The 25,227-nt window shown below is 71.3% G+C and carries 26 protein-coding genes and 1 pseudogene; 17 read left to right on the top strand and 10 right to left on the bottom strand.

The window, feature by feature from the left end; all coding sequences use genetic code 11:
* The first annotated feature begins 61 nt into the window (after positions 1–61).
* Positions 62–931, top strand: coding sequence for an SCO6745 family protein (locus HD557_RS06875; RefSeq protein ID WP_196873356.1), 870 nt, complete (start codon positions 62–64; stop codon positions 929–931).
* Positions 928–1,257 (top strand): hypothetical protein, encoded by a 330-nt coding sequence (locus tag HD557_RS06870; protein WP_196873355.1) that lies wholly within the window; start codon positions 928–930, stop codon positions 1,255–1,257. Before HD557_RS06875 ends, HD557_RS06870 begins: the two co-directional genes overlap by 4 nt.
* Positions 1,258–1,270: 13 nt before the next feature.
* On the opposite strand, the gene HD557_RS06865 is transcribed toward HD557_RS06870, so the two are convergent.
* The 3 genes from HD557_RS06865 to HD557_RS06855 are packed head-to-tail and all read right to left on the bottom strand — an operon-like array spanning position 1,271 to position 3,555.
* The gene (locus HD557_RS06865; RefSeq protein ID WP_196873354.1) at positions 1,271–1,816 is read right to left on the bottom strand and encodes a GrpB family protein; all 546 of its coding nucleotides are present in this window, start codon (positions 1,814–1,816) and stop codon (positions 1,271–1,273) included.
* Between the two features lie 24 nt (positions 1,817–1,840).
* Entirely contained in the window at positions 1,841–2,311 is a 471-nt protein-coding gene (locus HD557_RS06860; RefSeq protein ID WP_196873353.1) for a hypothetical protein, read from the bottom strand.
* 5 nt (positions 2,312–2,316) lie between these two features.
* The gene (locus HD557_RS06855) at positions 2,317–3,555 is read right to left on the bottom strand and encodes an alpha/beta fold hydrolase (protein ID WP_196873352.1); all 1,239 of its coding nucleotides are present in this window, start codon (positions 3,553–3,555) and stop codon (positions 2,317–2,319) included.
* A 119-nt stretch (positions 3,556–3,674) separates the two neighbouring features.
* On the opposite strand from HD557_RS06855, the gene bioB reads away from it, so the two are divergent.
* The 8 genes from bioB to HD557_RS06815 are packed head-to-tail and all read left to right on the top strand — an operon-like array spanning position 3,675 to position 11,147.
* On the top strand, positions 3,675–4,835 hold the full coding sequence (gene bioB / locus HD557_RS06850; protein ID WP_196873351.1) for a biotin synthase BioB: 1,161 nt from the start codon (positions 3,675–3,677) through the stop codon (positions 4,833–4,835).
* Entirely contained in the window at positions 4,816–6,114 is a 1,299-nt protein-coding gene (gene bioA, locus HD557_RS06845) for an adenosylmethionine--8-amino-7-oxononanoate transaminase (RefSeq protein WP_196873350.1), read from the top strand. Before bioB ends, bioA begins: the two co-directional genes overlap by 20 nt.
* Before the next feature lies 1 nt (position 6,115).
* Entirely contained in the window at positions 6,116–7,249 is a 1,134-nt protein-coding gene (locus tag HD557_RS06840; protein ID WP_196873349.1) for an 8-amino-7-oxononanoate synthase, read from the top strand.
* Positions 7,246–7,902, top strand: a complete 657-nt coding sequence (gene bioD, locus HD557_RS06835; RefSeq protein WP_196873348.1) for a dethiobiotin synthase — start codon at positions 7,246–7,248, stop codon at positions 7,900–7,902. The genes HD557_RS06840 and bioD overlap by 4 nt, the downstream gene beginning before the upstream one ends.
* Before the next feature lie 11 nt (positions 7,903–7,913).
* Positions 7,914–8,909: a metal ABC transporter substrate-binding protein gene (locus HD557_RS06830; protein WP_196873347.1), complete on the top strand. Its 996-nt coding sequence runs from the start codon at positions 7,914–7,916 to the stop codon at positions 8,907–8,909.
* Positions 8,906–9,730 (top strand): metal ABC transporter ATP-binding protein, encoded by an 825-nt coding sequence (locus HD557_RS06825; protein ID WP_196873346.1) that lies wholly within the window; start codon positions 8,906–8,908, stop codon positions 9,728–9,730. The genes HD557_RS06830 and HD557_RS06825 overlap by 4 nt, the downstream gene beginning before the upstream one ends.
* A 3-nt stretch (positions 9,731–9,733) precedes the next feature.
* Positions 9,734–10,753 carry a metal ABC transporter permease gene (locus tag HD557_RS06820; RefSeq protein ID WP_008363792.1) on the top strand — a complete coding sequence of 340 codons (1,020 nt, stop codon included), beginning with the start codon at positions 9,734–9,736 and terminating at the stop codon, positions 10,751–10,753.
* A complete protein-coding gene (locus HD557_RS06815; protein WP_008363789.1) occupies positions 10,740–11,147 on the top strand; it encodes a Fur family transcriptional regulator in 408 nt (135 codons plus the stop codon). Before HD557_RS06820 ends, HD557_RS06815 begins: the two co-directional genes overlap by 14 nt.
* A gap of 9 nt (positions 11,148–11,156) precedes the next feature.
* Here the strand turns inward: HD557_RS06815 and HD557_RS06810 are convergent, their stop codons facing one another.
* The 3 genes and pseudogenes from HD557_RS06810 to recO all read right to left on the bottom strand — a co-directional run bounded on the left by HD557_RS06810 (position 11,157) and on the right by recO (position 13,990).
* Positions 11,157–11,939: an isoprenyl transferase gene (locus tag HD557_RS06810; RefSeq protein ID WP_040757362.1), complete on the bottom strand. Its 783-nt coding sequence runs from the start codon at positions 11,937–11,939 to the stop codon at positions 11,157–11,159.
* Between the two features lie 169 nt (positions 11,940–12,108).
* Positions 12,109–12,918 (bottom strand): annotated as a pseudogene (locus HD557_RS06805) (YibE/F family protein); the annotation flags it as partial.
* Positions 12,919–13,261: 343 nt separating this feature from the next.
* On the bottom strand, positions 13,262–13,990 hold the full coding sequence (recO, locus tag HD557_RS06800; protein ID WP_008363785.1) for a DNA repair protein RecO: 729 nt from the start codon (positions 13,988–13,990) through the stop codon (positions 13,262–13,264).
* 86 nt (positions 13,991–14,076) lie between these two features.
* Here recO and HD557_RS06795 point away from each other — a divergent pair, with 86 nt between their 5' ends.
* Complete coding sequence (locus tag HD557_RS06795; RefSeq protein WP_196873345.1) at positions 14,077–15,540, top strand: HTTM domain-containing protein; 1,464 nt, start codon at positions 14,077–14,079, stop codon at positions 15,538–15,540.
* A gap of 91 nt (positions 15,541–15,631) precedes the next feature.
* Positions 15,632–16,456: an ion transporter gene (locus tag HD557_RS06790; protein WP_231380204.1), complete on the top strand. Its 825-nt coding sequence runs from the start codon at positions 15,632–15,634 to the stop codon at positions 16,454–16,456.
* A gap of 10 nt (positions 16,457–16,466) precedes the next feature.
* On the opposite strand, the gene pdxR is transcribed toward HD557_RS06790, so the two are convergent.
* Positions 16,467–17,855, bottom strand: a complete 1,389-nt coding sequence (gene pdxR, locus HD557_RS06785; protein WP_307785548.1) for a MocR-like pyridoxine biosynthesis transcription factor PdxR — start codon at positions 17,853–17,855, stop codon at positions 16,467–16,469.
* Between the two features lie 67 nt (positions 17,856–17,922).
* Between pdxR and HD557_RS06780 the strand changes: the two genes are divergently transcribed.
* Positions 17,923–18,897 (top strand): DMT family transporter, encoded by a 975-nt coding sequence (locus HD557_RS06780; RefSeq protein WP_196873342.1) that lies wholly within the window; start codon positions 17,923–17,925, stop codon positions 18,895–18,897.
* On the opposite strand, the gene leuA is transcribed toward HD557_RS06780, so the two are convergent.
* A complete protein-coding gene (gene leuA, locus HD557_RS06775) occupies positions 18,878–20,638 on the bottom strand; it encodes a 2-isopropylmalate synthase (RefSeq protein WP_196873341.1) in 1,761 nt (586 codons plus the stop codon). The two genes, HD557_RS06780 and leuA, sit on opposite strands and share 20 nt — an antisense overlap.
* A gap of 195 nt (positions 20,639–20,833) precedes the next feature.
* Between leuA and HD557_RS06770 the strand changes: the two genes are divergently transcribed.
* From HD557_RS06770 to HD557_RS06755, 4 genes are read left to right on the top strand one after another with little or no spacing between them, the layout of a single operon-like run.
* Positions 20,834–21,229: a pyridoxamine 5'-phosphate oxidase family protein gene (locus HD557_RS06770; RefSeq protein WP_307785547.1), complete on the top strand. Its 396-nt coding sequence runs from the start codon at positions 20,834–20,836 to the stop codon at positions 21,227–21,229.
* Positions 21,229–21,717, top strand: a complete 489-nt coding sequence (locus HD557_RS06765; RefSeq protein ID WP_008363777.1) for a flavodoxin family protein — start codon at positions 21,229–21,231, stop codon at positions 21,715–21,717. Before HD557_RS06770 ends, HD557_RS06765 begins: the two co-directional genes overlap by 1 nt.
* 46 nt (positions 21,718–21,763) lie before the next feature.
* Positions 21,764–22,597 carry a septum formation family protein gene (locus HD557_RS06760; RefSeq protein WP_008363776.1) on the top strand — a complete coding sequence of 278 codons (834 nt, stop codon included), beginning with the start codon at positions 21,764–21,766 and terminating at the stop codon, positions 22,595–22,597.
* A gap of 2 nt (positions 22,598–22,599) precedes the next feature.
* Positions 22,600–23,442, top strand: coding sequence for a septum formation family protein (locus tag HD557_RS06755; protein WP_196873339.1), 843 nt, complete (start codon positions 22,600–22,602; stop codon positions 23,440–23,442).
* Positions 23,443–23,445: 3 nt separating this feature from the next.
* Here HD557_RS06755 and era read toward each other — a convergent pair whose 3' ends face one another.
* A complete protein-coding gene (era, locus tag HD557_RS06750) occupies positions 23,446–24,384 on the bottom strand; it encodes a GTPase Era (RefSeq protein WP_196873338.1) in 939 nt (312 codons plus the stop codon).
* Complete coding sequence (locus HD557_RS06745; protein WP_231380202.1) at positions 24,381–25,160, bottom strand: siderophore-interacting protein; 780 nt, start codon at positions 25,158–25,160, stop codon at positions 24,381–24,383. Before HD557_RS06745 ends, era begins: the two co-directional genes overlap by 4 nt.
* Between the last annotated feature and the right edge of the window lie 67 nt (positions 25,161–25,227).

Genomic DNA, 25,227 nt, shown 5'->3' with positions numbered 1-25,227 from the left:
GGGCAGATCGCTCGGGCAAATCGCTCGGAGTCTCGAGCCGGTGCCGATACCGTCGTGAGCCATGGAGCCGAACGCGCGTCGCCTGTGGAAGCTGCTCGAGCCGATCCATGCGGTGGGCTACTTCTCGCCCGAACCGATCACCCTGCTCAAGGAGGCCGGCTACCGCGGCTACTGGATGGGCTACTTCGCCGCCCGGTCGGCCCCGCTCGGGCCCGTCCCGGCCGAGGTGGTCCATGCGGTGTTCTACAACTTCGCGTTCTCGCACGTCTCCCGCGCCCTTCCCGACGCCTGGGGGTTCGCGCCGCCCGAGGCCGCGCACGAGGCCCGGCGCGCCGGCGCCGTCGCCGCGCTCCGCCGTCAGCTCGGCCCGCTCGCCGACTCCGACGACGTCGCGCGGGCCGCCTCGCTCGCCTCGCGGGCCGCACTCTCCGCCCCGCTGGAAGGCCGGCCGCTGTACGCCGCGCTGCGCTCGCTCCCCGTCGCCGAGGACCCGCTGACCCTGCTCTGGGACGCGGCCACGCTGCTGCGGGAGCACCGCGGTGACGGCCACGTCGCCACCCTGCTCACCGCCGGGATCGGCGGGCGCGAGTCGCACGTCTTCCACGCCCTCGCCACCGGCCTCTCCCCCTCGGTCTACGCCACCTCCCGCAACATCCACGAGACCGAGTGGACCTCCCTCGTCTCCGGGCTGCGCTCCCGTGGTCTCGTCACCGACGACGGCCGCTCCCTCACCGATGCCGGCCGGGAGACCAAGGCCGGGATCGAGTCGACGACCGATGAGCTCGCTGCCGCTGCGTACGCGTCGTTGGAGGGGGCCGAGGTCGAGGAGCTCATCGGTCTGCTGCGCCCGCTGACCAAGGCCGTCGTCGCCTCCGGCGAGATCCCCGGCCAGTCGCCGATGGGCCTCAACCTCGACGACATCGACCGATGAGCGACCTCGATCCCCGCCTCCTGCCCGTCCTCGGCCTGGCCGAGCGGGCCGCTGCACGCCCCGGCGGCGTCGAGGTCGACCTGGAGACCCTCCGGGAGATCTTCGCCGAGGCGGCCATGCTCCTCGACCTCGGCAACGTCCTAGACGAGCTCGACGCTCACGACGCCCATGCCGTGGTCGACGGCCTGTGCGCCGACCTGCTCGCCGACGACCCTGCCGCCAGCATCCGCGCGCACGCCGAGCTGGCCATCGCCGACACCTCGCTGCACGACCCCGAGGCGTCCGCCGTCGCCTACCGGATGGCCGCCCACGCCCTTCGCCTGTGAGGGCACACGGTCGTCAGCGGCTCGGGTCGTTGAGGGAGAGGATCTGGCGGCGTTCGGCGTCGGTCAGGTCGGAGACGGCCAGGATCTTCTGGAGGACGTCGGACTTGCGGGCGAGGTAGGTGTCGATGTCCATGTCCGGGTCGGCGGACAGGGCGAGCTTGACCGCGGCGTACTCGTCGCGGAGATCGTCTCGGCTGCGCAGGACCTCACGGACGGCGAGGTGGTTGCGTACGTTGAGCGTGCCCGCGGCGCAAACGTAGACGTGGCGCACCGGGTCGTCATCGGGGGCGAAGAAGGCCTCGCGGCCAGAGACGCCGAGATCGCCCCGGTGCCGGTAGCCGATGCGTACGAGCGCCTTGACCGCTGCGGGGACGTCCTCCGGCGCGACGATCACGTCGATGTCGAGGATGGGTTTGGCCGCGAGGCCGGGGACCGATGTCGAGCCGACGTGCTCGACCCTCGCCTCCGGTCCGTCGGTCAGGGCCTTCCTCAGGGTCTCGGCGACCTCCTCGAACCGGATCGGCCAACCGGGGTCGTACGCCCTCACCTCGATTCCCACGGGCGAGAGTCTGACAGGTCCGGCTCAGACGTGACCGGCAGATTCCCGGGTGCGCGCGGGCAGGCGGGTGACCCGGCCGGCGACGGTGTCGGAGAGCGCGAGCACCAGGGCGGCCGGGACGGAGGCGGCGAGCAGGGTGGCGGCGGCGGCCCAGGGGCGGCCCGCCAGGTCGAAGACCAGCCACGCGAGCCAGGTGGTGCCTCCCGCGAGAACGACCAGGACAGCAGCGCCGGCGAGCATGCCTCTGACGCCACCCACGACCCGGGCGGCGATGGCGGCGGGCGCTCCGATCGCCACGCAGACCATGCCGGCGACCGCGCCGAGCAGGACGAGCACGGGCCCGGCGAGCGGGCCGCCGAGCCCGAGGCCACCGACCACGGCGGCGATCAGGAAGCCGACGTAGGCCAACGTGGCGAGCAGCGGGTAGGCGAGCGCGACGAGCGCCATGGTGAGCGCGAAGGATGCGGTGCGGACGACCGGCACGGGCAGGGTCATGGCGGTCAGATCCGTCCGCGGACCATGCCGATGAGGCGGTCCAGGACCTCGTCGGGGGCGACCTGGACGCCGTTGTGGAGGTGGGCGTTGGTGATCCACGGGCGCAGGGTGGGGACCAGCTCGGCGGTGGCCAGCGAGTGCTCACGCAGGACGTAGGGGTCGTCGTAGTAGACGGCCGCGGCGCACGGGACGTCGACGGCGGCGAGCGCGGCCGGGTCGTAGAGGCTCGGCCACTCCCGCTCGGCGAGCAGGTCCGCCGCCTCGGCGAAGGGCGCCAGGAGCGGGTCCTCGGTGAGATGCCACGGGAAGAGGTGCTCGGCAGTGAACAGGGTCGGGTCCTCCTCGTACGCCGCGGGCTGGACGCGCGCGGAGGCCCAGCGCGTGGCCTGGCCATCGGCGTAGCAGGCCTCGTGGACGAGTACGTAGAGAGGCGAGTGTCCGCTGAACGGCAGCAGGGAGGCGACCTCGTGCCCGAAGCCCAGGCCCGCCGGGTCGCGCTCGAGGAGGTAGTGGATCTGCTCGGAGCCGCCGGTCATGCCGAGCCGGCTGCCGAGGCAGCGCGCCTGCCTGGCCGAGAGCAGGCCGCCGTGCGGGAGCCGGATCTCGCCGGCGTCGCAGCGCTCGACCAGCGCGCGCATCCGGTCGCGGTCGCCGGGGAAGCGCGCGTAGTGGCGCTCGGTGAGCTCGATCGTGCGGGCGAAGGTCGCGGCGTAGATCTCGTCGACGGGCATGCCGACCGGCGGCACTCCCCCGGTGAACAGCACCTCGCGCAGCGACTCGGGGTGGGCCGAGAGGTAGCGCAGCGAGCAGAAGCCACCGAAGGACTGGCCGAGCAGGGACCACCGGGAGATGCCGAGGTGCTCCCGGAGGAGCTCGGCGTCCTCGACGATCGAGTCGGCGCGGAAGTGGGCGAGATGGTCGGCCTGCTCCTGCGGGCTCATCCCGGTCATCGCGGTGATCGGCGTCGACCGCCCGGTCCCCCGCTGGTCGAGGAGGATCAGCCGGTAGTCCTGGAGCGCGCGCTCCAGCCAACCCGGCGCCATCGGCACGTCGATCGGGCGTGGGCTCTCCCCGCCGGGGCCGCCCTGGAGGAAGAGCAGCGCGTCGCGGTCGTCGCGATCGCCGGGGCGGCGCACCTCGCGGGCGAAGAGGGTCAGCGTCTCGGACCCGCCGCGGCGATGGTCGAGCGGCACCTCGATCTCGTGCTCGATCAGGACCAGTCCGGGGATCGTCTCGATGTGCACGCGCCGATCCTAGCCCCGGCCGGTGGGACGTCACCGTTGCGGTGCCGGCCCTCCTCGCCTAACCTGAACGTCGTTCAGCTGAACGACGTTCAGGTAACCATCCCGAGGAGACGCCCCGCATGACGACAGCCTTCGACCAGCTAGCCGACCGGATCCTGTCCGGCGGGGCCGCGACCGCCGACGACGCGCTGGCGGTGCTGCGTACCTCCGACACGGAGCTGATGGGCGTCGTCGCCGCGGCGGGGCGGCTGCGCCGCGCGCACTTCGGCAACACCGTGAAGGTGAACTACCTGGTCAACCTCAAGTCGGGACTGTGCCCGGAGAACTGCAACTACTGCAGCCAGGCGCTCGGGTCGCAGGCGCCGGTGCTCAAGTACTCCTGGCTGTCGAAGGACGAGACCCTCGAGCAGGCCGGCGCCGGGCTGCGCGGCGGCGCGACCAGGGTCTGCATGGTCTCCTCGGGCCGCGGGCCCTCGGACCGCGACATCGACAAGGTCGTGGAGATGACCTCGGCGCTGAAGGACGCTCACGAGGGCGTCGAGGTGTGCGCCTGCCTCGGGCTGCTCAAGGGCGGCCAGGCAGAGCGGCTCAAGGCGGCGGGGGTGGATGCGTACAACCACAACATCAACACCGCCGAGTCCAACCACGACAACATCGTCCAGACCCACACCTACGAGGACCGCGTCGACACCATCGGCAAGGCCAAGGACGCCGGCCTCTCGCCGTGCTCCGGCCTGATCGCGGGCCTGGGCGAGACCGACGAGCAGCTCGTCGAGGCGCTCTTCGCGCTCAAGGAGCTCGACGCCGACTCGATCCCGGTGAACTTCCTGATGCCCTTCGACGGGACGCCGTACGAGAACACCTGGGAGCTCTCCCCCACGCGCTGCGTGAAGATCCTGGCGATGGCGCGGTTCGTCTGCCCGGACAAGGAGATCCGGATCGCGGGCGGGCGCGAGATGCACCTGCGCTCGCTGCAGGCCACCGCGCTGCACGTCGCCAACTCGATCTTCCTCGGCGACTACCTGACCTCCGAGGGGCAGGACGCGCTGGCCGACCTGGAGATGCTGCGCGACAACGGCTTCATCATCCTCGGCATGGACGAGAGCGGGTTCGCCGAGCTGATCGAGGAGCACCGCGCCAAGGCCCCCGCCCGGGTCACCGGTGGTTGCGGCAGCAGCTGCGGCGACGGCTGCGGCACCGCCTGCGGTGGTCACGACGAGCAGGAGCGCCCGGTGATCCGGCGTCGTGGAGCGGGGACCGATGTCGCTGCCAACGCTTGACCGGGGCACCGAGCTGCTCGCCTTCGACCGCGAGCACCTCTGGCACCCCTACACCTCGATGACCGACCCGGCGCCGGTGCGCCTCGTCACCGGCGCCGAGGGCGTACGCCTCCACCTCTCCGACCACGACGGCGAGCGGATCGAGGTCGTCGACGCGATGTCGTCGTGGTGGTCGGCGATCCACGGCTACCGGGTGCCCGAGCTCGACGCCGCGCTCGCCGAGCAGGCCGGCCGGATGGCGCACGTGATGTTCGGCGGCCTGACCCACGCCCCCGCGATCGACCTCGCCCAGCGGCTCGTCTCCATCACCCCCGAGCCGCTGCAGCACGTCTTCCTCGCCGACTCCGGGTCGGTGAGCGTCGAGGTCGCGATCAAGATGGCGCTGCAGTCCCAGCGCGGCCGCGGGCGGCCGGAGCGTACCCGGCTGCTGACCGTACGCGGCGGCTACCACGGCGACACCTTCGGCTGCATGAGCACCTGCGACCCGGTCGGCGGGATGCACTCGATGTTCACCGAGATGCTCGCTCCGCAGGTCTTCGCCGAGCGGCCGCCGGCGCCTGGTGGCGACGTGGAGGCATGGGCTGAGGGCGTACGCCGCCTGGCAGCCGACCACGCCGACGAGCTGGCCGGGATCATCCTCGAGCCACGCCTCCAGGGCGCCGGCGGGATGTGGGTCTACGACGACCGCTGCCTCGTCGTGCTCCGCGAGATCGCCGACGAGCACGGGCTGGTGCTGATCTTCGACGAGATCGCCACCGGGTTCGGCCGCACCGGGGATCTGTTCGTGTCCTCGCAGGTCACGCCCGACATCCTCTGCCTCGGCAAGGCGCTCACCGGGGGTTACATGACCCTGGCCGCGGTGCTGACCACCTCCGCGGTCGCGCACGCGATCTCCCGGAGCGAGTCGGGCGTGCTGATGCACGGGCCGACCTTCATGGGCAACCCGCTCGCCTGCGCGGTGGCGCTGGCCTCGCTCGACCTGCTGGCGGCTCGGGGCTGGCAGCAGGACGTGGCGCGGGTCTCCGGCGCACTCTCGGCGGGCCTCTCCCCGCTCGCCGGGCAGCCGGGCGTCAGGGACGTACGCGTCCTCGGCGCCATCGGCGTGGTCCAGCTCGACCACGCGGTCGACGTCGCGAAGGCGACCGACGCCGCACTGCGCGAGGGCGTCTGGATCCGGCCGTTCCGCGACCTGCTCTACACGATGCCGCCCTACGTCACCGGCGAGGACGACCTCGCCCGCATCTGCCGAGCCGTCGCGGCCGCCGCGGAGGTGGCCTGAGATGAGCTGGCAGACCTGGCTGGACACCGCGGCCACCGCACGCGAGGAGGCCGGGCTGACCCGGCGGCTGCGGCCGCGCGGCCCTCATGACGCCACCTCGAATGCGCAGAGTGTCGACCTGGCCGGCAACGACTACCTGGGTCTCTCCCGCCACCCCGAGGTACGCTGCGCCGCGGCCGACGCGGCGATGCTCTGGGGCGGTGGCGCGGGTGCGTCCCGGCTGGTCACGGGCACCCTGACGCTGCACGGCGAGCTCGAGGCCGAGCTCGCCGACTGGCTGGGCCAGCCGGGGGCACTGACCTTCTCGAGCGGCTATCACGCCAACCTCTCGGTCGTCAGCGCCCTCGCCGACCGGACCGCCCACGTCATCTCCGACGCCCACATCCATGCCTCGCTGATCGATGCCGTCCGGCTCTCCCGGGCCCAGCTCACGGTCGTGCCGCACAACAACGTGGCCGCGGTGCACGCGGCGCTGGCGGCCCGGCCCGGCGTCCGCACCCTCGTGCTCGCCGAGTCGGTCTACTCGGTGCTCGGCGACGAGGCTCCGCTGGTCCAGCTCGCCGAGGTGTGCGCGGCGTACGACGCCCTGCTGGTCGTCGACGAGGCCCACGGCGTCGGCGTGCACGGGCCCGGCCTCGTCCACCGCCACGGCCTCGCCGGGCGCCCCGAGGTGCTGGTCACCGCGACGCTCTCCAAGAGCCTGGGCAGCCAGGGCGGGGCGGTACTGGGCCCGCGGGCGGTCCTCGACCATCTGGTCAACACCGCCCGGCCGTTCATCTTCGACACCGGCCTGGCTCCCGCCTCCGCGGCCGCGGCGCTGGCCGCGGCGCGGGTGGCGCGGTCGCGCCCGGATCTGGCCGGGACCATCCGCGCCCGTGTCACCGGGTTGGCGCGGACCCTGGGGGTCGCGTCCCCTGCCGGCGCGGTGCTGTCGGTGCCGATGCCGTCGCCCGAGGCGGCGGTGGCCGCGCAGGCGGACCTGCTCACCGAGGGCGTACGTGTCGGCTGCTTCCGTCCGCCGTCGGTCCCCGACGGAGTCTCCCGGCTCCGGGTCACCGCCGGTGCGGGGGTCACCGACGAGGACTGGGACCGGGCGGTCAAGGCCATCGACACGGTCGTGGGTGAGGCGCGATGAACGCACCGAGGGGACGGGTGGTGATCGTCACCGGCACCAGCACCGGCGTCGGCAAGACCGTCGCGACCGCGACGCTGGCCTCCCGGGCGCGCACGAACGGCGAGAAGGTCACGGTCGTCAAGCCGGTCCAGACCGGCACCGACGACGGCGACTGCGACGCGGCCGAGATCCAGCGGCTGACCGGGATCGAGGTCCACGAGCTGACCAGGCTCGGGGAGCCGCTCGCGCCCGACACCGCGGCCCGGCGGGCCGGGGTGGAGATCCCGCCGGTCGTTGCGTACGCTCCGACGATCTCGGCCCTGACCAGGGACAACGATCTCGTCCTCGTCGAGGGCGCCGGTGGCCTGTTGGTGCGCCTGGACACCGACGGCGGCACGCTCCTGGACCTGGCCGACGCGCTCCTCGTCGGCGGCACACCGACGTCGTTCGTGGTTGTCACCGCCGCCGGGCTGGGCACCCTCAACCACACCGAGCTGACCGTGGCCGCGCTCCGCGCCCGCGGCCACGAGCCCGACGGGCTGATCATCGGCTCCTGGCCCGGCGATCCGGGCCTGGCCGAGCGGTGCAACCGCATCGACCTCCCCCGCGTGACCGGCGTACCCCTGCTCTTCGGCATCCCGGAAGGAATTGACAACCATTCTCAACTGACCTGAGAATGGTTCTCATGGCCCCCACTATCCGCTCCGCCGGGCTCCTTGCTGCCGGCGCGCTCCTGCTCACCTCCGGCTGTGCCGCCCTCTCCGACGACTCCGGTTCCGCCGGCTCCGACTCGGGGAAGGTCGAGGTCGCGGCCGCGTTCTACCCGCTGCAGTTCGTCGCGGAGCGGGTCGGGGGTGACCTCGTCGACGTCACCGGCCTCACCAAGCCGGGCGTCGAGCCCCACGACCTCGAGCTGAGCATCAACCAGACCGCCGCGCTGCAGAGTGCCGACGTGATCCTCACCGAGCACGGCTTCCAGCCCGCCGTCGACGACGCGATCGAGCAGGACGTCAAGGGCACCGTGGTCGACGTCGAGAAGACCGTCGAGCTCCGCCCCGCCGAGGGCGGCGAGGACGAGCACGGCCACGAGGAGGAGGAAGCCCACACCGAGGAGAGCGAGGACGCTCACGCCGAGGAGAGCGAGGACGCCCACGACCACGGCGAGCTCGACCCCCACTTCTGGCACGACCCGGCGCTCATGGCCGACTACGCCGAGGCCGTCAGCGCCGCGCTGGCGAAGGCCGACCCCGACAACGCCGAGACCTACGCGGCTAACGCGAAGGACCTGACCGAGGACCTGACCGCGGTCGACGAGGAGTTCAAGACCGGCCTGGCGCAGTGCAGGATCAAGGACGTCGTCGTCTCCCACGACGCCTTCGGCTACCTGGACAAGTACGGTCTGGAGTTCGAGCCGATCGCCGGCCTGACCCCCGACGCCGAGCCCAACCCGGCCCAGCTCGCCGAGATCGGCGAGCACGCCAAGGAGCACGGCGTCACCACGATCTTCTCCGAGCGCCTGGTCAGCACGGCGCTCGCCGACACCCTCGCCGACGACCTCGGTCTGAAGACCGCCGTGCTCGACCCGATCGAGGGCCTCTCGGCAGACACCGAGGGAGAGGACTACCTTTCCCTCATGCGCCAGAACCTCGACGCCCTGAAGGCGGCCAACGGTTGTCAGTGACCAAGCCCGGGAACGGCTCCGGAAACAGCACCGTCCCCGCCGATGTCCCCGTGCAGCTCCTGCGCGGGGATGTCGCGCTGTCCGGACGCCCCGTCCTGCGCGAGGTGGACCTCACCGTCAAGCGCGGTGAGTTCGTCGCGCTGATGGGGGCCAACGGCTCCGGCAAGTCCACGCTCGTACGCACCCTGGTCGGCCTCAACCCGCTCTCGGCCGGTCGCCTGGAGCTCTTCGGCCGCGCCCTGGCCGGCTTCCACGACTGGTCACGGGTCGGCTACGTGCCGCAGCGGAGCACGGCCACCGGCGGCGTACCGGCCTCGGTGTGGGAGGTCGTCGCCTCCGGCCGGCTCACCCATCGCAAGCTGCTGCGGCCGCTGCGCAGCGCCGACCGGGCCGCGATCCGGGCCGCCCTCGAGGTGGTCGGGATGGATGCGTACGCCCACCGCGGGGTCGCCCAGCTCTCCGGAGGTCAGCACCAGCGGGTGCTGATCGCGCGGGCGCTCGCCGGTCGCCCCGAGCTGCTCCTGCTCGACGAGCCCACCGCCGGGGTCGACCTGCCCAACCAGCACGCCCTGGCCGGGGCGCTCGGCCGGCTCAAGGCCGACGGCGCCACGATCGTGCTGGTCGCCCACGAGCTCGGGCCGCTGGCGCCGCTGGTCGACCGCGCCGTCGTCATGCGTGACGGGCGCAAGGCCTACGACGGCCCTCCCCTCTCCGACGCCGACGTGCACGCCCAGGGCTTCGACGCCGGCCACGTCCACTGCGACGACGCCTCGGCTCCCAAGCCCAACGCCGCCGTCCCGACCCCGCTGAAGGAGCTCTAGGCCATGACTCTTCTCGAGCTCTTCTCGGTCCCGTTCATGCAGCGGGCGCTGATCGCGGCGTTCCTCGTCGGGATCGCGGCTCCCGCGGTCGGCACCTACATCGTGCAGCGACGTCTCGCGCTGATGGGCGACGGCATCGGTCACGTCGCCGTCACCGGTGTCGCGATCGGCCTGTGGACCCAGACGTCACCGACCTGGACCGCGGTGGTCGTCGCCATCGCCGGGGCCGTGGTCATCGAGGTCGTACGCGAGCGCGGCCACGCCGAGGGTGACGTCGCCCTGGCGATGCTCTTCTACGGCGGGCTCGCCGGCGGCGTCTTCGTCACCGGACTGGCCGGCACCGGCGCCTCCCGGCTCCAGGAGTTCCTCTTCGGCTCGATCCTGACGATCTCGGTCGACGACCTGCTCGTGACGATGGCGCTCGCCGTCGTGCTGATCGTGATCTGCGTCGGCCTCTCGCCGCAGCTTTTCGCGGTCTCCCAGGACGCCGACTACGCCAAGGTCGCCGGACTGCCGGTGCGGTTCTACTCGATCCTGGTCGCCGTGCTCGCCGCCCTGAGCGTGGTGATCGCGATGCGCACCGTCGGCCTGCTGCTCGTCTCCGCGCTCATGGTCGTGCCGGTCGCGATCGTGCAGCAGTTGACCCGGTCGTTCCGGATGACGCTGCTCGGCGCGATGGGTGCCGGGCTGGCCGCCTCGGTCGGCGGCCTGGTGCTGGCGGCCGCGCTCTCGCGCACCGGCGCCAACGTCCAGCCCGGTCCCAGCATCGTGCTGGTCGCGCTGGCCGGGTTCTTCCTGGTCTGGCCCGTCGGCGCCTGGCTGCGTCGCCACCGGGCGCTCGTGGCCCCGTTCCCCGACACCTCGCCCGAGGAGAAGCCGGTCGACGAGGCCCACCCGCACCATCACGGCGAGAAGTGCGGCCACGTGGCGGTCGAGCACGGCGACCACGTCGACTACATCCACGACGGGCACCGGCACGCGGCGCACGTCGGCGCGGAGGGAGAGCACTATGACGAGCACTGACCCGTTGGCGGCCGATTCCCAGAGCGCGCTGCGGCCCACGAAGCAGCGGCTCGCGGTGGCCGAGGCGCTACGGACGTACGACGGCTTCCACTCCGCCCAGGAGATCCACTCCCGTCTCGACGGCGCCGTCGGCCTCGCCACCGTCTACCGCACCCTGACCGCGCTGGCCGAGGCCGGCGCCGTCGACGCGATGCGCTCCGAGGACGGCGAGACCATCTACCGCCGCTGCTCCGACACCCACCACCATCACCTGGTCTGCCGCGGCTGCGGCCGCACCGTCGAGGTCGAGGGCCCCGCCGTCGAGCGCTGGACCAAGACCATGGCCGAGGAGAACGGCTTCACCGACGTCTCCCATACCCTGGAGATCTTCGGCACCTGCACCGACTGCCGCTAGACCGCGGCGTCAGCCCACCGGGTTGGGAAGGGCACCGCCGTAGCGGCGGTCCCGGGAGGCGTACGTCTCGATGGCATGCCACAGGTGGCGGCGGTCGACGTCGGGCCAGAGCACGTCGGTGAAGACGAACTCGGAGTAGGCGGCCTGCCAGAGCATGTAGTTGGACAGCCGCTGCTCACCGGAGGTGCGCCAGATGAGGTCGGCGTTGGCGAGCTCGGGGACGTAGAGGTACTTCTCGATCGTCTTCTCGGTGATCTTGTCCGCACGCAGGCGGCCGGCGGCGACGTCCTCCCCCATCCGGCGCATCGCGTCGGTGAGCTCGGCGCGGCCGCCGTAGTTGACGCACATCGTCAGGGTGCACACCGTGTTGTGGCGCGTCATCTCCTCGGCGACCTTGAGCTCGTTGATGACCGACTTCCACAGCCGGGGGGCGCGGCCGGCCCAGCGAACCCGGACGCCGAGCTCGTTCATCTCGTCGCGGCGGCGGCGGATGACGTCGCGGTTGAAGCCCATCAGGAACTTCACCTCGTCGGGCGAGCGCGACCAGTTCTCGGTCGAGAACGCGTAGGCGGAGATGGCCTTCACGCCGATCTCGATGGCCCCTTCGACGACGTCGAAGAGCGAGGACTCACCCTCTTCGTGGCCCCTGGTCCGGGGGAGGCCACGCTCCTTGGCCCATCGGCCGTTGCCGTCCATGATGATCGCCACGTGCTCCGGGACGAGGTCCTTGGGGACCGGGGGCGGGGTAGCCCCGGACGGGTGGGGTGTTGGGGTACGGACCGGCTTGCTCACGAGGCCCCACCCTAGTCGGCGGATAGCCGGCGGGCGGCTGCGGCCTGGGCTGCTGAGGCGGCCTGGGCTGCTGCGGCGGCCTGGGCGGGACCATCGGGCGCCGGGGCGCGTCGTACTCCATCTCCGCAGGGTTCCCGGCCGGGCCGGGGACGGCCAGCGCGCCGATGATCGTGGTGATCGGCATGGCGAGCACCACGCCGATGCCCGCGGCCATCGTGGAGACGATCTCGCCGGCCATCTGCTCGGTGGTCAGCAGCGAGAAGAACGTGCGGTCGTAGAGCTGGATCACCAGCAGCAGGGTCAGCGCGGTGCCGACGTAGGCGAACACGATCGTGTAGATCGTCGAGGCGACGTGGTCGCGGCCGATCCGCATCGCACCGCGGAAGATGTCCCAGCGCGAGGTGGACGGTCCGGCGGCACGCAGCTCCCACACCGCGGACGCCTGGGTGATGGTGACGTCGTTGAGCGCACCGAGGCCGGCGATGATCACCGCGGCGACCAGGAGGCTCTGCAGGTCGAGCGCGGCGTCGAGCGAGGAGAGCGTCTGACCGCTCTCCGAGCCCAGCCCGCTGAGCCGGCTCCCGCCGATCGCGAGGGTGCCGATCAGCGCGGTCACCGCGACGCCGGCGAGCGTGCCGGCGAGCGCCACCGACGTACGCACCGAGAGCCCGTGGGTGGTGTAGAGCACGACGTAGAGGATCAGCACCGAGGAGACCAGCGCGACCCAGGCCGCGGGCTCGCCGGAGAGGAGCGCGGGCAGCAGGAACAGCCACACCACCGCCCCCGCGAAGCCGAGGCCCAGGACGGCCATCAGCCCGCGCAGCCGCGCGACGGCGACGACGCAGACCACGAAGAGACCGACGAGCAGGAGCAGCGGCGGCCCGCGCTTGACGTCGAAGAAGGCGTACGTCGCCTCCCCCTCCTTCTCGGTGCGGGAGAGCTCCACCTCGTCACCGGCCTCCAGCCCGGAGCGGGCCATCGGGGTCGAGATCTCGACCGCCAGCTCGGTGCCGGAGTCGGGTCCGCTGGTGAGCTTCACGGAGGCCTTGTTGCAGCCCTCGGGCGTGCCCTCGGCGGTGCACGGCTCGGCGACCGAGGTCACCTCGGCCGTCTCGAAGACGACGCCGTCGGCGATGAACTCCTGGGACCCCTGGAGCTTGTCGACGGCGGCGCTGTCGGGCCACCAGACCGCGACCCCGACGACAGTGAGGACGGCGACGAGCACCAGCGAGACCGTCAGCACCATCCGCGGCAGCGCCTCGACCTCCACCTCGGCGTCGTGCCCGCCGTGCGAGTGGCCGTGCGAGTGGCCCATCGTGTCCTCAGCTCTCGACGTATTCGAGCGAGCGCAGGTTGCGGTCCAGATGCCAGGAGAGGTACGCAGCGACCAACCCGCTCGCCTGCCTGCTGGTCCGGTCCTCGGCGCGGCCGACGGTATCCCAGTCACCTGAGAGCAGCGCACCGAGGTGGGTCAGCGTCTCCGGCGAGGGCGTCGCCGAGCCGGGCACCCGGCAGGTCGTGCACAGCGCGCCACCCATGGAGACGTTGAACCACCGGTGCGGACCCTCCAGCCCGCAGCGCGCGCAGGCCTCGAAGCTCGGCGCGTAGCCGGCCACGGCCAGGGATCGGAGCAGGTAGGAGTCGAGCACGTGCCGGGGAAGCCGGTCGCCCTGGGCGAGCACCCGCAGCCCGCCCACGAGCAGCAGGTACTGCTGCGGCGCCGGCTCGCCCTCCTCGTGCACCAGCCGGTCGGCCGTCTCGAGCATCGCGGTGCCGGCGGTGTAGCGGTCGTAGTCGAGCCCGATGCCCGCGTGGAACAGGGTCAGCGTCTCGGCCTGGGTGATCGTGTCGAGGTTGCGCCCCTCGGCGAACTGCAGGTCGACGTGGGTGAACGGCTCCAGCCGCGAACCCCACCGCGAGGTGGTGCGCCGCACGCCCTTCGCCACCGCACGCACCCGTCCGTGATGGCGGGTGAGCATGGTGATGATCCGGTCGGCCTCACCGAGCTTGTGGGTGCGAAGCACGATGGCCTCGTCGCGGTAGAGGGGCACGGTCCCATTCTGCCGCACCGGCCTGGAGCAGACGTCAAACGACGCGATGACGACACGCCGACGAAAATCCCGATCATAATGCCGCCATGACCAGGCTCAGCCGGTCCACGTTCGCCGTGGCCGACGTACGGACCCAAGGGCTGAGCTTCGACCGGCTCAGCCTGTTCACCATGCTCTGGGCGGGACAGGGTCTGATCCAGCTCCTCACCTATGAGTACTTCCCCCACGACGCCCTGTTCGGTTTGCTCCTGGTGGCAACGCTCGCGACGATCGTCCTTCCCCACCGCACCCCGGCGCTCGCGACGATGCTCGTGCTCAACCTGGCCTATTCCTGGGCACACCTGCCCTACCAGGTCAATCATCATCTGCTCGAGGACTGCATCAACCTGATCCTGCTCGGTGCGCTGGCCATCGCGTGGCTGCGGCGCAGACGCGGTCGAGCCGACACCCGGTCGGCGGCGTACGAGGCCTTCGCGGGCCCGGCCCGCGGTGCCTTGGTCGTCGTGTACGTGTGGTCGGGGATCGCGAAGGCCAACACCGACTTCTTCGACCCGATGGTGGGTTGCGCAGCCACCCTGCTCGGCACCGCCCTCCATGCCGAGCAGGGCAGCGCGGTCGTGGCAGGGCTCGCGACTCCGGCGGCGGCCGCCGCCCTGGTCACCGAGATCGGCCTGGGGCTGCTGCTCGCCTTCCGCAGGACGCGGTTCCTCGCGATTCCGACCGGGCTGCTGTTCCACCTCTCCCTCGCGATGGTCCCGATCGCGGCGATCCAGGCGTTCAGCTACATCGCGATCGCGATGTACGTCCTGTTCCTCAGCCCCGAGGTCGCCACCGCGGCCGGCGACCTGATCGGCAGCAGCCTTCGCCGGCTGCGGCACCACCTGATCGCGACCGTCGCGAGCGGCGCGGCGGCGGTGGGTCTGCTGGTGGTCGCCGTGACGCTCGCGTCCAGGGCCGTCGGGTCCGACGACGCCTTCACCTACGCGCGGGTGGGTCTGTGGTTCCTCGGCCTCGTGGTTCTCGTCGTCGTCTACTTCCGGTCCATGCTCGTGGTGGTACGCCGCGAGGGTCCGCGCGCCATAGCCGTCTCCGACCCGCTGTTCACCGGGTCGCGCGTGCTGTGGGTCGTGACTCTGCTCGTCCTGGTGAACGGCAGCCTCCCCTACCTCGGGTTCAAGACGCAGACGTCGTTCACGATGTTCAGCAACCTCTGGACCGAGGACGGCCGGACGAACCACTGGTTCATCAGCCCGACCCTCCAGATCGGCGACTATCAGGGCGACCTGGTCGAGATCATCGAGACCGATGACCCCGAGCTCGCCGAGGTCGCCGCCGTGGGGCACTCGTTGACCCGGTTCGAGTTCGAGCGGGCTCTGAGCGCGACGGACGACATCTCCGTGGTGTGCCGCTGCTACGGGCAGATCCGTCGCATCGAGAAGGTCGATGGCGAGTTCACCGGCTATCAACCCCGCTTCTCCTACACCCCGTTCCTGGGCAGGGTGATGTCGTTCCGCACGGTCCCGGACGGCAAGGTCGCCTGCACCCAGTGACCGCGCCGCCGACCTCACGTCGCAGCCACACAATGGCAACGACGCGTGTGGGTGATCGTGATCGGTGGGCTCGTCTCCTATCGTGCCGGTCATGAGCTCACCAGGCATCGCGACCGCGCCGCCCCAGCCCGCGCACGACGACCGCGAGCCCGGCACCGCCGCCGGACCGCCGGTCACCGTCGTCGACTGGCTGATGCTGGCGCTCGCCGTCGTCTCGGTGGCGGCCGTGGTGTGGGTGTCGTTCTGGGACGTCTCCCAGGTCTGGTACGACCGGGTCGTCATCGCCGACTACGTCGTCTGCGGCATCTTCGCGGTCGAGTTCGTCGTCCGCTGGGTCCGCTCGGGGCTCGGCTGGAAGTTCCCGCTGCTCTACTGGTACGAGCTGCTCGGCATGATCCCGCTCGGGCTCGCCGCCAGCCCGGCCTTCCGTGGCTTCCGGCTGCTGCGGATCGTGCTCATCCTGCTCAGGCTGATGCGCGCGGCCGACCGTGCCTTCGGCGACCGGGTCTCGGCGTACGTGGTGGGGAGGTTCTCCGGCGCGATCGTCAACGCGATCCGCAAGCCGATCACGGTCGCGGTGCTCGACGAGGTGATCGCGGTGATCCAGACCGGCAACTACACCCGGCACATCTCCAGCGCGATCGAGGAGAACCGCGCCGAGATCGACACGCTCATCATCGACCTGATCCGCCAGGACCAGACGACCGGGAAGCTGCGCTACCTCCCCTTCCACGACGACGTCGTCCGTCTCGTCGCCGACACCGTGCTGCGCCTGGTCGACGAGGGCCTGGCCGACCCGCGGGTCCACGAGATCATCTCCGACGCTATCCGGGAGTCCGCCAAGGAGCTGCGGGAGAACATCGGCTCGGACCAGCACGCCGCGGTCAAGCTCGACCAGGAGCGGTTCGGGAAGTAGGTCTCGTCCGCTACGTCGGCTCCCGGGTGATCAGCGGCGCCAGCCGCCTGACGGCCTCTCGGAGGCGGTCCGGAGTCGTCGCCGCGTAGCCGATCACCAGGCCCGGCGGACCCTCGCCCTGACGGTGCCGGGACAGCGGGTGGACCGCGATGCCCGCCTCGAGCGCGGCCTCGGCCACGGCGGCGTCGTCGATGCCCTCGGGCAGCGTCGCCAGTACGTGCAGCCCGGCTGCGACGCCTCGGACCCGAACGGCCGGCCGATGCTCGGCGAGCGCCCCGAGCAGGGCGTCGCGCCGGGCCTTGTGTCGCTGCCGGACCAGCCGCAGGTGCCGCTCGAAGGCACCGGAGGTGAGCATCCGCGCCAAGGTGATCTGGGGCAGCGCCGGGCTGGCCAGGTCTAGCCAGTAACGGGTCTCGACCAGCTCCTCGTGCATGCCCGGTGGGGCGATCAGCCAGCCGATCCGCATCGCCGGCGCCAGGGTCTTGGACACGCTGCCGAGGTGGACGACCCGGTCGGGGGCGAGCACCTTCACCGCGGAGACCGGCGGCCGGTCGTAGCGGTGCTCGGCGTCGTAGTCGTCCTCGATCACCAGCCGGTCCGGCGCCGCTCGGACCCACTCGACCAGCTCCCGCCGCCGCTGCGGCGAGAGCACGACCCCCGTCGGGAACTGGTGCGCGGGCGTGACCACGACGGCGTCGACCCCGCCGGCGTCGAGCGCCGCCACGTCCAGACCGTCGCCGTCGACCGGGACCGGCACCGTCGTCATCCCCCACCGTTGCAGGTGCACCCGGCCGCCGTAGGACCCCGGCTCCTCGAAGCCGATCGTGGTCCGGCCGCGCTCCTCCAGCCAGCGCGCCAGGAGCACGAGGCCCTGGGCGACGCCGTTGACCACCAGGATCTCGTCGGGCGAGACCGTGATGCCACGCGTACGCCCCAGCCAGACCGCGAGCGCCTCCCGGAGCGCCGGTACGCCGCGGGGATCGCCGTAGCCGAGCTCGGCGCTGCCGACCTCGGCGAGCACCTCCCGCGACGCCTTCGCCCACGCCGCCCGCGGGAAGGCGGACAGGTCCGGAACCCCCGGGGAGAGGTCCAGCTCGGGCGTCGGGAGGCGCGTGGCGGCACCGAGGCGGCGTACGGCTCCGGGGACCGTGCTCACCCGCGTGCCGCCGCCGCTGCGGGCCGAGAGCAGTCCCTCGTCCGTGAGCCGCTGGTACGCCTCGACGACCACCCCGCGCGAGACGCCGAGCTGGGTGGCGAGCGTGCGCGAGGCCGGCACCCGGGCGCCGACCGCGAGCCGGCCGTCGGCCACCGCGTCGCGCAGGGCGCCGGTGAGCCACGCCGCCAGACCGCCGGGCGGCACCCCGGCGGGGTCGAGCTGGAGGAAGTCCGCTCCGGTCACTTGGTCCACTCTGCCATGTCGATCTTGGATCTGTCTGCCAGACCAAGTCGGCGCGAACCTCGTAGTCATGACCACCGATGCGCTCCCCCGCCCCGACACCACGACCACTGACCGCGGCGGCGCGTCGCCGCATGGCGGCACCCTGCTCGGCATCGCGTTCGCCGCCGCCGGGATGGTCTGCGTGGGCAGCAGCGTCGCGGTCTCGGCCGCGATCACCGATGCCCCGCTCTTCACCCTCCAGTCCGTCCGCTACGCCCTCGCCGCCCTGCTCCTGCTCGCGGTCGCCCGCGTCACCGGCTGGCAGGTTCCGCGCCCGCGCGGCGCCGAATGGCTCTGGCTCGCCGGGGTGGCGGCCGTGGGGCTGGTGCTCTTCAACGTCGGGGTCGTCCGCGGCGTCGCCCACGCCGAACCGGCGGTGATCGGGGTGGCCGTGGCAGCGGTCCCGATGCTCCTTGCGGTCGTCCCGGCGATCGCGACCCGCACGTTCCCGGCACGCACGGTGATCCTCGGGGCCACGGTCGTGACGACGGGAGCGATCCTGGTCCAGGGCTTCGGACGGACCGATGCGGCGGGCATCGGCTACGCGCTCCTCGTCCTCGTCTGCGAGGCGGGCTTCACGCTCCTGGCGGTGCCCGTGCTGCGGCGCCTGGGCGCCTTCGGCGTCTCGTTCCACTCGGTGTGGATGGCGGCCGCCGGCATGGCCGTCATCGGGGTCGCGACGGAGGGCCCGGCCGCCGTCACCATGCTCGACACCGTCGATCTGCTCGCAGCGCTCCATCTGGCCGTGGTCGTCACCACGCTCGCGTTCCTGCTCTGGTTCACCGCGGTCGGGCGCCTCGGCTCCGGGCGCGCCGGCCTGCTGACCGGCGTCGTGCCGGTCGCGGCGGCCGGCCTCGGCGTACCTCTCAACGATGTCGTGCCCGGCCCGATGGTCTGGCTGGGCACGGCCGTCGTCGCGCTCGGCCTGGTGATCGGCCTGCGCGGCGGCGCCGCCGCGGGTCGCCCCGCAGCGGCGCCCGGCGTCAGCGCTGCGGGATCGTGACCGCCTGGGCCCGGTTGGCCGCGCAGACGACGGCCCGCAGGGAGGCGGTGACGATGTTCTCGTGGATGCCGATGCCCCACACGATCTCGCCGGCGATCTCGCACTCGACGTACGCGGCGGCCTTGGCGTCGCCGCCCGACGAGAGAGCGTGCTCGGCGTAGTCGAGGACCCGGATCTCGGCGCCGGCCTCCTTCAGCGCGTCGACGAACGCAGCCACCGGACCGTTGCCGACGCCCTTGTAGGTGCGCACCTCGCCACGGACGCGGAGGTCGACGACCTGCTCGTCGCCGCCCTCGGCGTCGGTCACCGAGGACCAGCTCTCCAGGGCGTACGGCTCCTCGCGCTCGAGGTACTCCGCGGAGAAGATCGACCAGATCTCCTCCGGGCTGACCTCGCCGCCCTCGGAGTCGGTGTGCTGCTGGACCACGCGCGAGAACTCGATCTGCGCCCGACGCGGCAGGTCCAGGGAGTGCTCGGTCTTGAGCAGGTAGGCGACGCCGCCCTTGCCGGACTGGCTGTTGACCCGGATGACGGCCTCGTAGGTGCGGCCGACGTCCTTGGGGTCGATGGGCAGGTAGGGCGCCTCCCACGGGATCTCGCTGACGTCCTTGCCGGACTCGGCTGCGATCCGGTCGAGGTCCTCCAAGCCCTTCTTGATGGCGTCCTGGTGGGAGCCGGAGAAGGCGGTGTAGACCAGGTCTCCGGCGTAGGGGTGGCGCGGGTGGACGTTGATGTTGGTGACGTACTCGACGGTGCGGCGGATCTCGTCGATGCCGCCGCCGACCCGGAAGTCGATCTGCGGGTCGATGCCCTGGGAGAAGAGGTTCATGCCCAGGGTGACCAGGTCGACGTTGCCGGTGCGCTCGCCGTGACCGAACAGGCAGCCCTCGACGCGGTCGGCGCCGGCCATCAGGCCGAGCTCGGTGGCCGCGACCGCGGTGCCGCGGTCGTTGTGCGGGTGGAGCGAGATGGCGGAGTGCTCGCGGCGGGTCAGGCCGCGGCCGAAGTACTCGATCTGGTCGGCGTAGGTGTTCGGCGTGGACATCTCCACCGTGGCGGGCAGGTTGAGGATGATCTCGCGGCCGGCCTCCGGCTGCCACACGTCGCTCACCCGCTCACAGACCTCCAGCGCGTAGTCGGTGTCGGTCTGGGTGAAGATCTCCGGGCTGTACTGGTAGCCGAAGTCCTCGGTGCCGATCAGCTCGGGGACGTGCTCCTCGGCGTACTTCATCACCATCTCGGTGCCGCGCACCGCGATCCCGATGCACTCGGCCGGGGTCACGTTGAACACGACCCGGCGGAACAGCTCGGCGGTGGCGTTGTAGAGGTGGATCGTGGCGCGCGGGGCGCCGGCGATCGACTCGGCGGTGCGCGAGATGAGGTCCTCGCGCGCCTGGGTCAGGACCGAGATCTGTACGTCATCGGGGATCCGGTCCTCCTCGATCAGCTTGCGCACGAAGTCGAAGTCGGTCTGGCTCGCGCTCGGGAAGCCGACCTCGATCTCCTTGTAGCCCATCGCGACGAGCAGCTCGAACATCCGCAGCTTGCGGGCCGGCGTCATCGGGTCGATCAGGGCCTGGTTGCCGTCACGCAGGTCGGTGGAGAGCCACCGCGGAGCCTTGGTGATCTTCTTGGCGGGCCAGGTGCGGTCGGGTACGTCGACGGGCACGAACGCGCGGTAGCGCTCGAACGGCATCCCCGACGGCTTCTGCTGATTGCGGGAGTTGCTCAGGTTGGTCATGCGGATTCCTCATCAGGTGGGAGCGAGTGCCGGCGCACGTCGAACCTCCGCAGCGAGGGAGTCCGGCTTCTCAGACCCCGCTGCGGCAGCTAAGGAGGAGGCTGCGCATCATGACTCGGTAACAATAACAGAACAGAACTGGCAGACTGACACCGAACGGCTGAACCGGCATCGTGGCGAATGGGAGGAACGGGCGTGGCCCAACTGGAAGAGCTCACCGTCGAGGAGTCCTGGCGGCTCGCGGCGGACACCCCGATCTCCCGGATCGGCTGGACCGGACCGCGCGGCCCGGTGGTGCTGCCGGTGAACCACCTCGTGCACGAGCAGTCGGTCTGGATCCGCACCTCGGCCCACTCCTCGATGGCCGAGCAGATCGACGAGAGCGCCGTGGCGCTGCTGGTCGACGAGCTCGACCCCGACACCCACGTGGGCTGGTCGGTGCAGTTCAAGGGCCGCGCGGAGATCCTCTACCGCGAGGAGCAGATCCCCGACGCCGTCAAGGATCTCCACACCTGGCCGGCGGGACCTCGTCCGTTGTGGGTGCGGCTGCACCCCAAGGAGGTCACCGGCCGCCGTCTGGCAGCCGGCTGATGCCGCGCCTGCTCGTCGTCCACCACTCCCCCACCCGGTCGCTGCAGCGGCTGACCGATGCGGTCGTCTCCGGCGCCAACGACCCCGAGATCGAGGGCGTCGAGGTCCTCGTCCGTCCCGCGCTGGAGGCCACGGCCGAGGACGTCCTCGCCGCCGACGGCTACGTGCTCGGCACGAGCGCCAACTTCGGCTACATGTCGGGTGCCCTCAAGCACTTCTTCGACTCGACCTTCCTGGCCGTCGGGGGTGCCCTCGACCCCTCCGGAGCAGCCGGAGAGTCTGCCGGTGCGACCTCCAAACGGCCCTACGGCCTCTACGTCCACGGCCGCTACGACACCACCGGCGCGATCCGCTCGGTGCAGTCCATCGTCGGCGCGCTGGGCTGGGCCCAGGCCTTCGACATCCTCGACGTCCTGGGCGACGTCGAGGACGCCCATGTCGAGGCGGCGTACGAGCTGGGCGCGACGCTGGCTGCGGTCCTGGACTGATCTGTCCTTTCGGCCCGCTCAGGATTCGCCAGTAGAGTCGATCCCCGTGATCGGCCATACCCCTGGACGTACGACCTCCTTGTCCTTCGTGATCGTGGTGCTCGCCGCCCTCGCGCTCAGCGGGTGCGGCGGCGATCGGGCGGCCGCCAAGGGCGAGGACCCGAAGCAGGTGGACTCGACCGCGCTGCCCGAGGTCGGCAAGTGCCGCAACCTCTCCCACGAGGACGTCGCCGAGGCCTACAACTTCGACAAGTACGTCGCCTGCGACGAGCCGCACAACGCCGAGACCTTCGGCGCCGGACCGCTCCCGGACGAGTTCAAGGACGCCGAGTACGGCGACGAGAAGGTCAACGAGTGGGCCTTCAGCCAGTGCCGCAAGCTGCTGGAGAAGTACGTCGGCACCAACCAGAGCGTGCTGATGCGCTCGATGCTCTCCCACGTCTACTTCGGCCCCTCGGAGAAGGCCTGGGACGAGGGCGCGCGCTGGATCCGCTGCGACGTGGTCGGCGGCGGCCAGCAGGGCGCCGAGTACGTCGACCTGCCGACCACCACCCGCAACCTCCTCAAGGTCAAGAACATCGAGGACATCGAGGACCGCTGGATGGTGTGCGCGCAGGGCAAGACGGTCACCTCCGCGAAGGTGCCCTGCTCCGAGCCTCACCAGATGCGTGCGGTCACGACCATCAAGCTGGGCGAGGACAAGACCAAGTTCCTCGGCGTGGCGGGGTCCAAAAAGAAGGCCGCGCAGTACTGCAAGGGCTCGGTCCAGGCCTGGTTGGGTTACCCGGAAAGCTTCGACTACGGGTACACATGGTTCGGAGAGAAGGAGTGGAACGCCGGCAACCGCTGGGCGGTCTGCTGGGCGGTGACCGAGGAGTGAGCATGCGTTCTGACCTGCTGAAGCGGAGCCCGAAGCAGCGGCTGTGGGGGGCTCTCGTCGTCGTCGGAGCCTTGGCTCTCGCCGGGTGTGGTGGCGGTGAGCCCGAGGCCGCGCCATCGGCATCGTCGGCCCCGCCGTCCCCGTCGGCCTCGGCAGCGCCGTCCCCCAAGGAGGGCGCCTGCTACAACCTCACCTACGAGGAGGCGCTGGCTCCGACCGCCGGTGGCACCGCCGTCTCCTGCAAGGGCAAGCACACCACCCAGACCTACGCCGTGGGCCGGCTGAGGAACGTCGTCGACGGCCACCTGGTCGCGGTCGACTCCGAGCAGGTCGCGGCCCAGGTCGCGGAGGCGTGCCCCAACAAGGTCACCAAGTATCTCGGTGGCGACGCCGACGACCTGCGCCTCTCGATGCTGCGCCCGGTCTGGTTCACGCCGACGATCAAGGAGTCCGAGGCGGGCGCCAACTGGTTCCGCTGCGACGTCATCGGCATCGCCGGCCCTAAGGCCCTGATGACCCTCAAGGGCAACATGAAGGGCGTCCTGGGCGACTCCGACACCGCCGAGCCGTTCCGGATGTGCGGCACGGCCTCGCCGAAGTCCGACTCCTTCAAGCGCGTCCCGTGCTCCCTCAAGCACTCCTGGCGGGCGCTGTCGGTCATCGACCTCGGCTCCGGCAAGTACCCCGGCGAGTCGAAGGTCAACAGCGCCGGCGCCGAGGACTGCAAGGCCGCTGCCGCCGAGGTCGCCGACGACCCGCTCAAGTACGAGTGGTCCTGGGAGTTCCCGAGCGCCGAGCAGTGGCAGGGCGGGCAGACCTACGGGATCTGCTGGGCGCCCAGCTGAGCCTCAGAAGCCGAGCTTGCGCAGCTGCCGCGGGTCCCGCTGCCAGTCCTTGGCGATCTTGACGTGCAGGTCGAGGTAGACCGGCATCCCGAGCAGCTCCTTGATCTGCAGACGGGCGCGCTGGCCGACGTCCTTGAGCCGGGAGCCCTTGTGGCCGATCACGATGCCCTTCTGGGAGTCGCGCTCGACGTAGAGGAAGGCGTGGATGTCCATCAGCGGCTTGTTCTCCGGGCGGTCCTCACGCAGGCGCATCTCCTCGACGACGACCGCGATGGAGTGCGGGAGCTCGTCGCGTACGCCCTCGAGAGCTGCCTCGCGAATCAGCTCGGAGACGATGATCTCCTCGGGAGAGTCGGTGAGCTCGCCGTCCGGATAGAGCGGCGGGCCCTCGGGGAGGAGGTTGATGAGGAGCTCGGCGAGGAGGTCGACCTGGTCCCCGCCGACGCTGGAGACGGGGACGATCTCGGCCCACTCGATCCCCAGGTCCTGCCCCAGCGCCTGGATCGACATCAGGTGCTCGCCGATCTGCTCGGGGGTGGCGAGGTCGGTCTTGGTGGCGACCGCGACCCGCTTGATGCCCTTCTTGAGCTTGTTGGCGTTCTCCGCGATCCGGCGGTCACCGGGGCCGATCTTCTCGTTGCACGGGAAGCAGATCGCGACCACGTCGACCTCGGTCCAGGTGGCCTCGACGAGGTCGTTGAGCCGCTCGCCGAGCAGCGTACGCGGCCGGTGGATGCCGGGGGTGTCGACCAGGATCAGCTGGCCGTCGGGGCGGTGGACGATGCCCTTGACCACGGTGCGCGTCGTCTGCGGCTTGTCGGAGGTGATCGCCACCTTGGTGCCGACCAGTGCGTTGGTCAGGGTGGACTTGCCCGCGTTGGGACGTCCGACGAACGACACGAAGCCGCTCCGGAAGGCTGGCTGGATCTCCGGCTCGGTCACTGCTGCTCCTGCTGCTGGTCGTATCGCTGCCAGATCTGCTCGTCGGTGAGCCCCTGGGCCTTGCCCTCGCGCCACACCGGTCCGGGATCGACCGCGCGTGGCTGTCGCTTCTGGCCGCCTCCGCGCCAGTAGCCCATCACGTCGTAGGCGTGGGAGTCGAGCTTCCGCTCCCGCATCAGATGCTTGCGGATCGCCCGCATCTGGCTCGACTCACCGGCCATCCAGAAGTAGCCGTCGCCGGCGGGCCACTCGATCTTCTCCACGGCCGCGGCCAGGTCGGAGGAGGTCTCCGAGGGCGGCGCCGACCAGGTGACCTCGGCGGAGTCGGGGAGGTAGCCGGGCAGGTCGTCGGGCACCTCGGCCCAGATCCGCGTCGGCAGGTCGGTGGTCTCGGCGATCCGCGCCATCGCCGGCATCGCGGTCAGGTCGCCGACCAGCAGCAGCCACTCGGCCCCGTCGGGCACGGCGTAGGAGCCCTTGGGCTCGGTGATCGTGACCGTCTGCCCCACCGGGTCGAGACGGGTCGCCCACTCGGTCACCAGGCCGACGTCGTGGACGACGACGTCGAGGGTCAGCTCGCCGTCCTGCCAGGACCGCACGGTGTAGTAGCGCGACTGGAACTGTCCCGGCACGATCAGCCCGACCCACTCGTCCGGGATCCCGGTCGACTCGAACCCGGCCAGCCCGGGACCGCCGAGCACCAGGCGTACGAGGTGGGGCGTGATCTGCTCGCGCCGCAGCACCTCCGCGGCGTACTGCTGGGCCTTGACACTCATCAGCTCAAGGTTATCCGCGCCGGGCTCCCCCGCCCGCATCAGCGCACTGTCGATGTGGGCGTGACTC

The sequence above is a fragment of the Nocardioides luteus genome, from assembly GCF_015752315.1.
Lineage (GTDB): Bacteria > Actinomycetota > Actinomycetes > Propionibacteriales > Nocardioidaceae > Nocardioides.
Note: the sequence above shows the minus strand (reverse complement) of the source record. Positions and strands in the feature narration are given on the sequence as shown.

Excerpts from the sequence above, each read along its gene's own strand:
- HD557_RS06815 (WP_008363789.1), top strand. The coding sequence starts at position 10,740 with ATGACGAGCACTGACCCGTTGGCGGCCGATTCCCAGAGCGCGCTGCGG.
- HD557_RS06780 (WP_196873342.1), top strand. The coding sequence starts at position 17,923 with ATGACCACCGATGCGCTCCCCCGCCCCGACACCACGACCACTGACCGC.
- bioD (WP_196873348.1), top strand. The coding sequence starts at position 7,246 with ATGAACGCACCGAGGGGACGGGTGGTGATCGTCACCGGCACCAGCACC.
- HD557_RS06840 (WP_196873349.1), top strand. The coding sequence starts at position 6,116 with ATGAGCTGGCAGACCTGGCTGGACACCGCGGCCACCGCACGCGAGGAG.
- HD557_RS06755 (WP_196873339.1), top strand. The coding sequence starts at position 22,600 with ATGCGTTCTGACCTGCTGAAGCGGAGCCCGAAGCAGCGGCTGTGGGGG.
- HD557_RS06765 (WP_008363777.1), top strand. The coding sequence starts at position 21,229 with ATGCCGCGCCTGCTCGTCGTCCACCACTCCCCCACCCGGTCGCTGCAG.
- bioA (WP_196873350.1), top strand. The coding sequence starts at position 4,816 with ATGTCGCTGCCAACGCTTGACCGGGGCACCGAGCTGCTCGCCTTCGAC.
- HD557_RS06830 (WP_196873347.1), top strand. The coding sequence starts at position 7,914 with ATGGCCCCCACTATCCGCTCCGCCGGGCTCCTTGCTGCCGGCGCGCTC.
- HD557_RS06745 (WP_231380202.1), bottom strand. The coding sequence starts at position 25,160 with ATGAGTGTCAAGGCCCAGCAGTACGCCGCGGAGGTGCTGCGGCGCGAG.
- bioB (WP_196873351.1), top strand. The coding sequence starts at position 3,675 with ATGACGACAGCCTTCGACCAGCTAGCCGACCGGATCCTGTCCGGCGGG.
- HD557_RS06820 (WP_008363792.1), top strand. The coding sequence starts at position 9,734 with ATGACTCTTCTCGAGCTCTTCTCGGTCCCGTTCATGCAGCGGGCGCTG.
- HD557_RS06860 (WP_196873353.1), bottom strand. The coding sequence starts at position 2,311 with ATGACCCTGCCCGTGCCGGTCGTCCGCACCGCATCCTTCGCGCTCACC.
- HD557_RS06795 (WP_196873345.1), top strand. The coding sequence starts at position 14,077 with ATGACCAGGCTCAGCCGGTCCACGTTCGCCGTGGCCGACGTACGGACC.
- HD557_RS06790 (WP_231380204.1), top strand. The coding sequence starts at position 15,632 with ATGAGCTCACCAGGCATCGCGACCGCGCCGCCCCAGCCCGCGCACGAC.
- leuA (WP_196873341.1), bottom strand. The coding sequence starts at position 20,638 with ATGACCAACCTGAGCAACTCCCGCAATCAGCAGAAGCCGTCGGGGATG.
- HD557_RS06870 (WP_196873355.1), top strand. The coding sequence starts at position 928 with ATGAGCGACCTCGATCCCCGCCTCCTGCCCGTCCTCGGCCTGGCCGAG.
- HD557_RS06875 (WP_196873356.1), top strand. The coding sequence starts at position 62 with ATGGAGCCGAACGCGCGTCGCCTGTGGAAGCTGCTCGAGCCGATCCAT.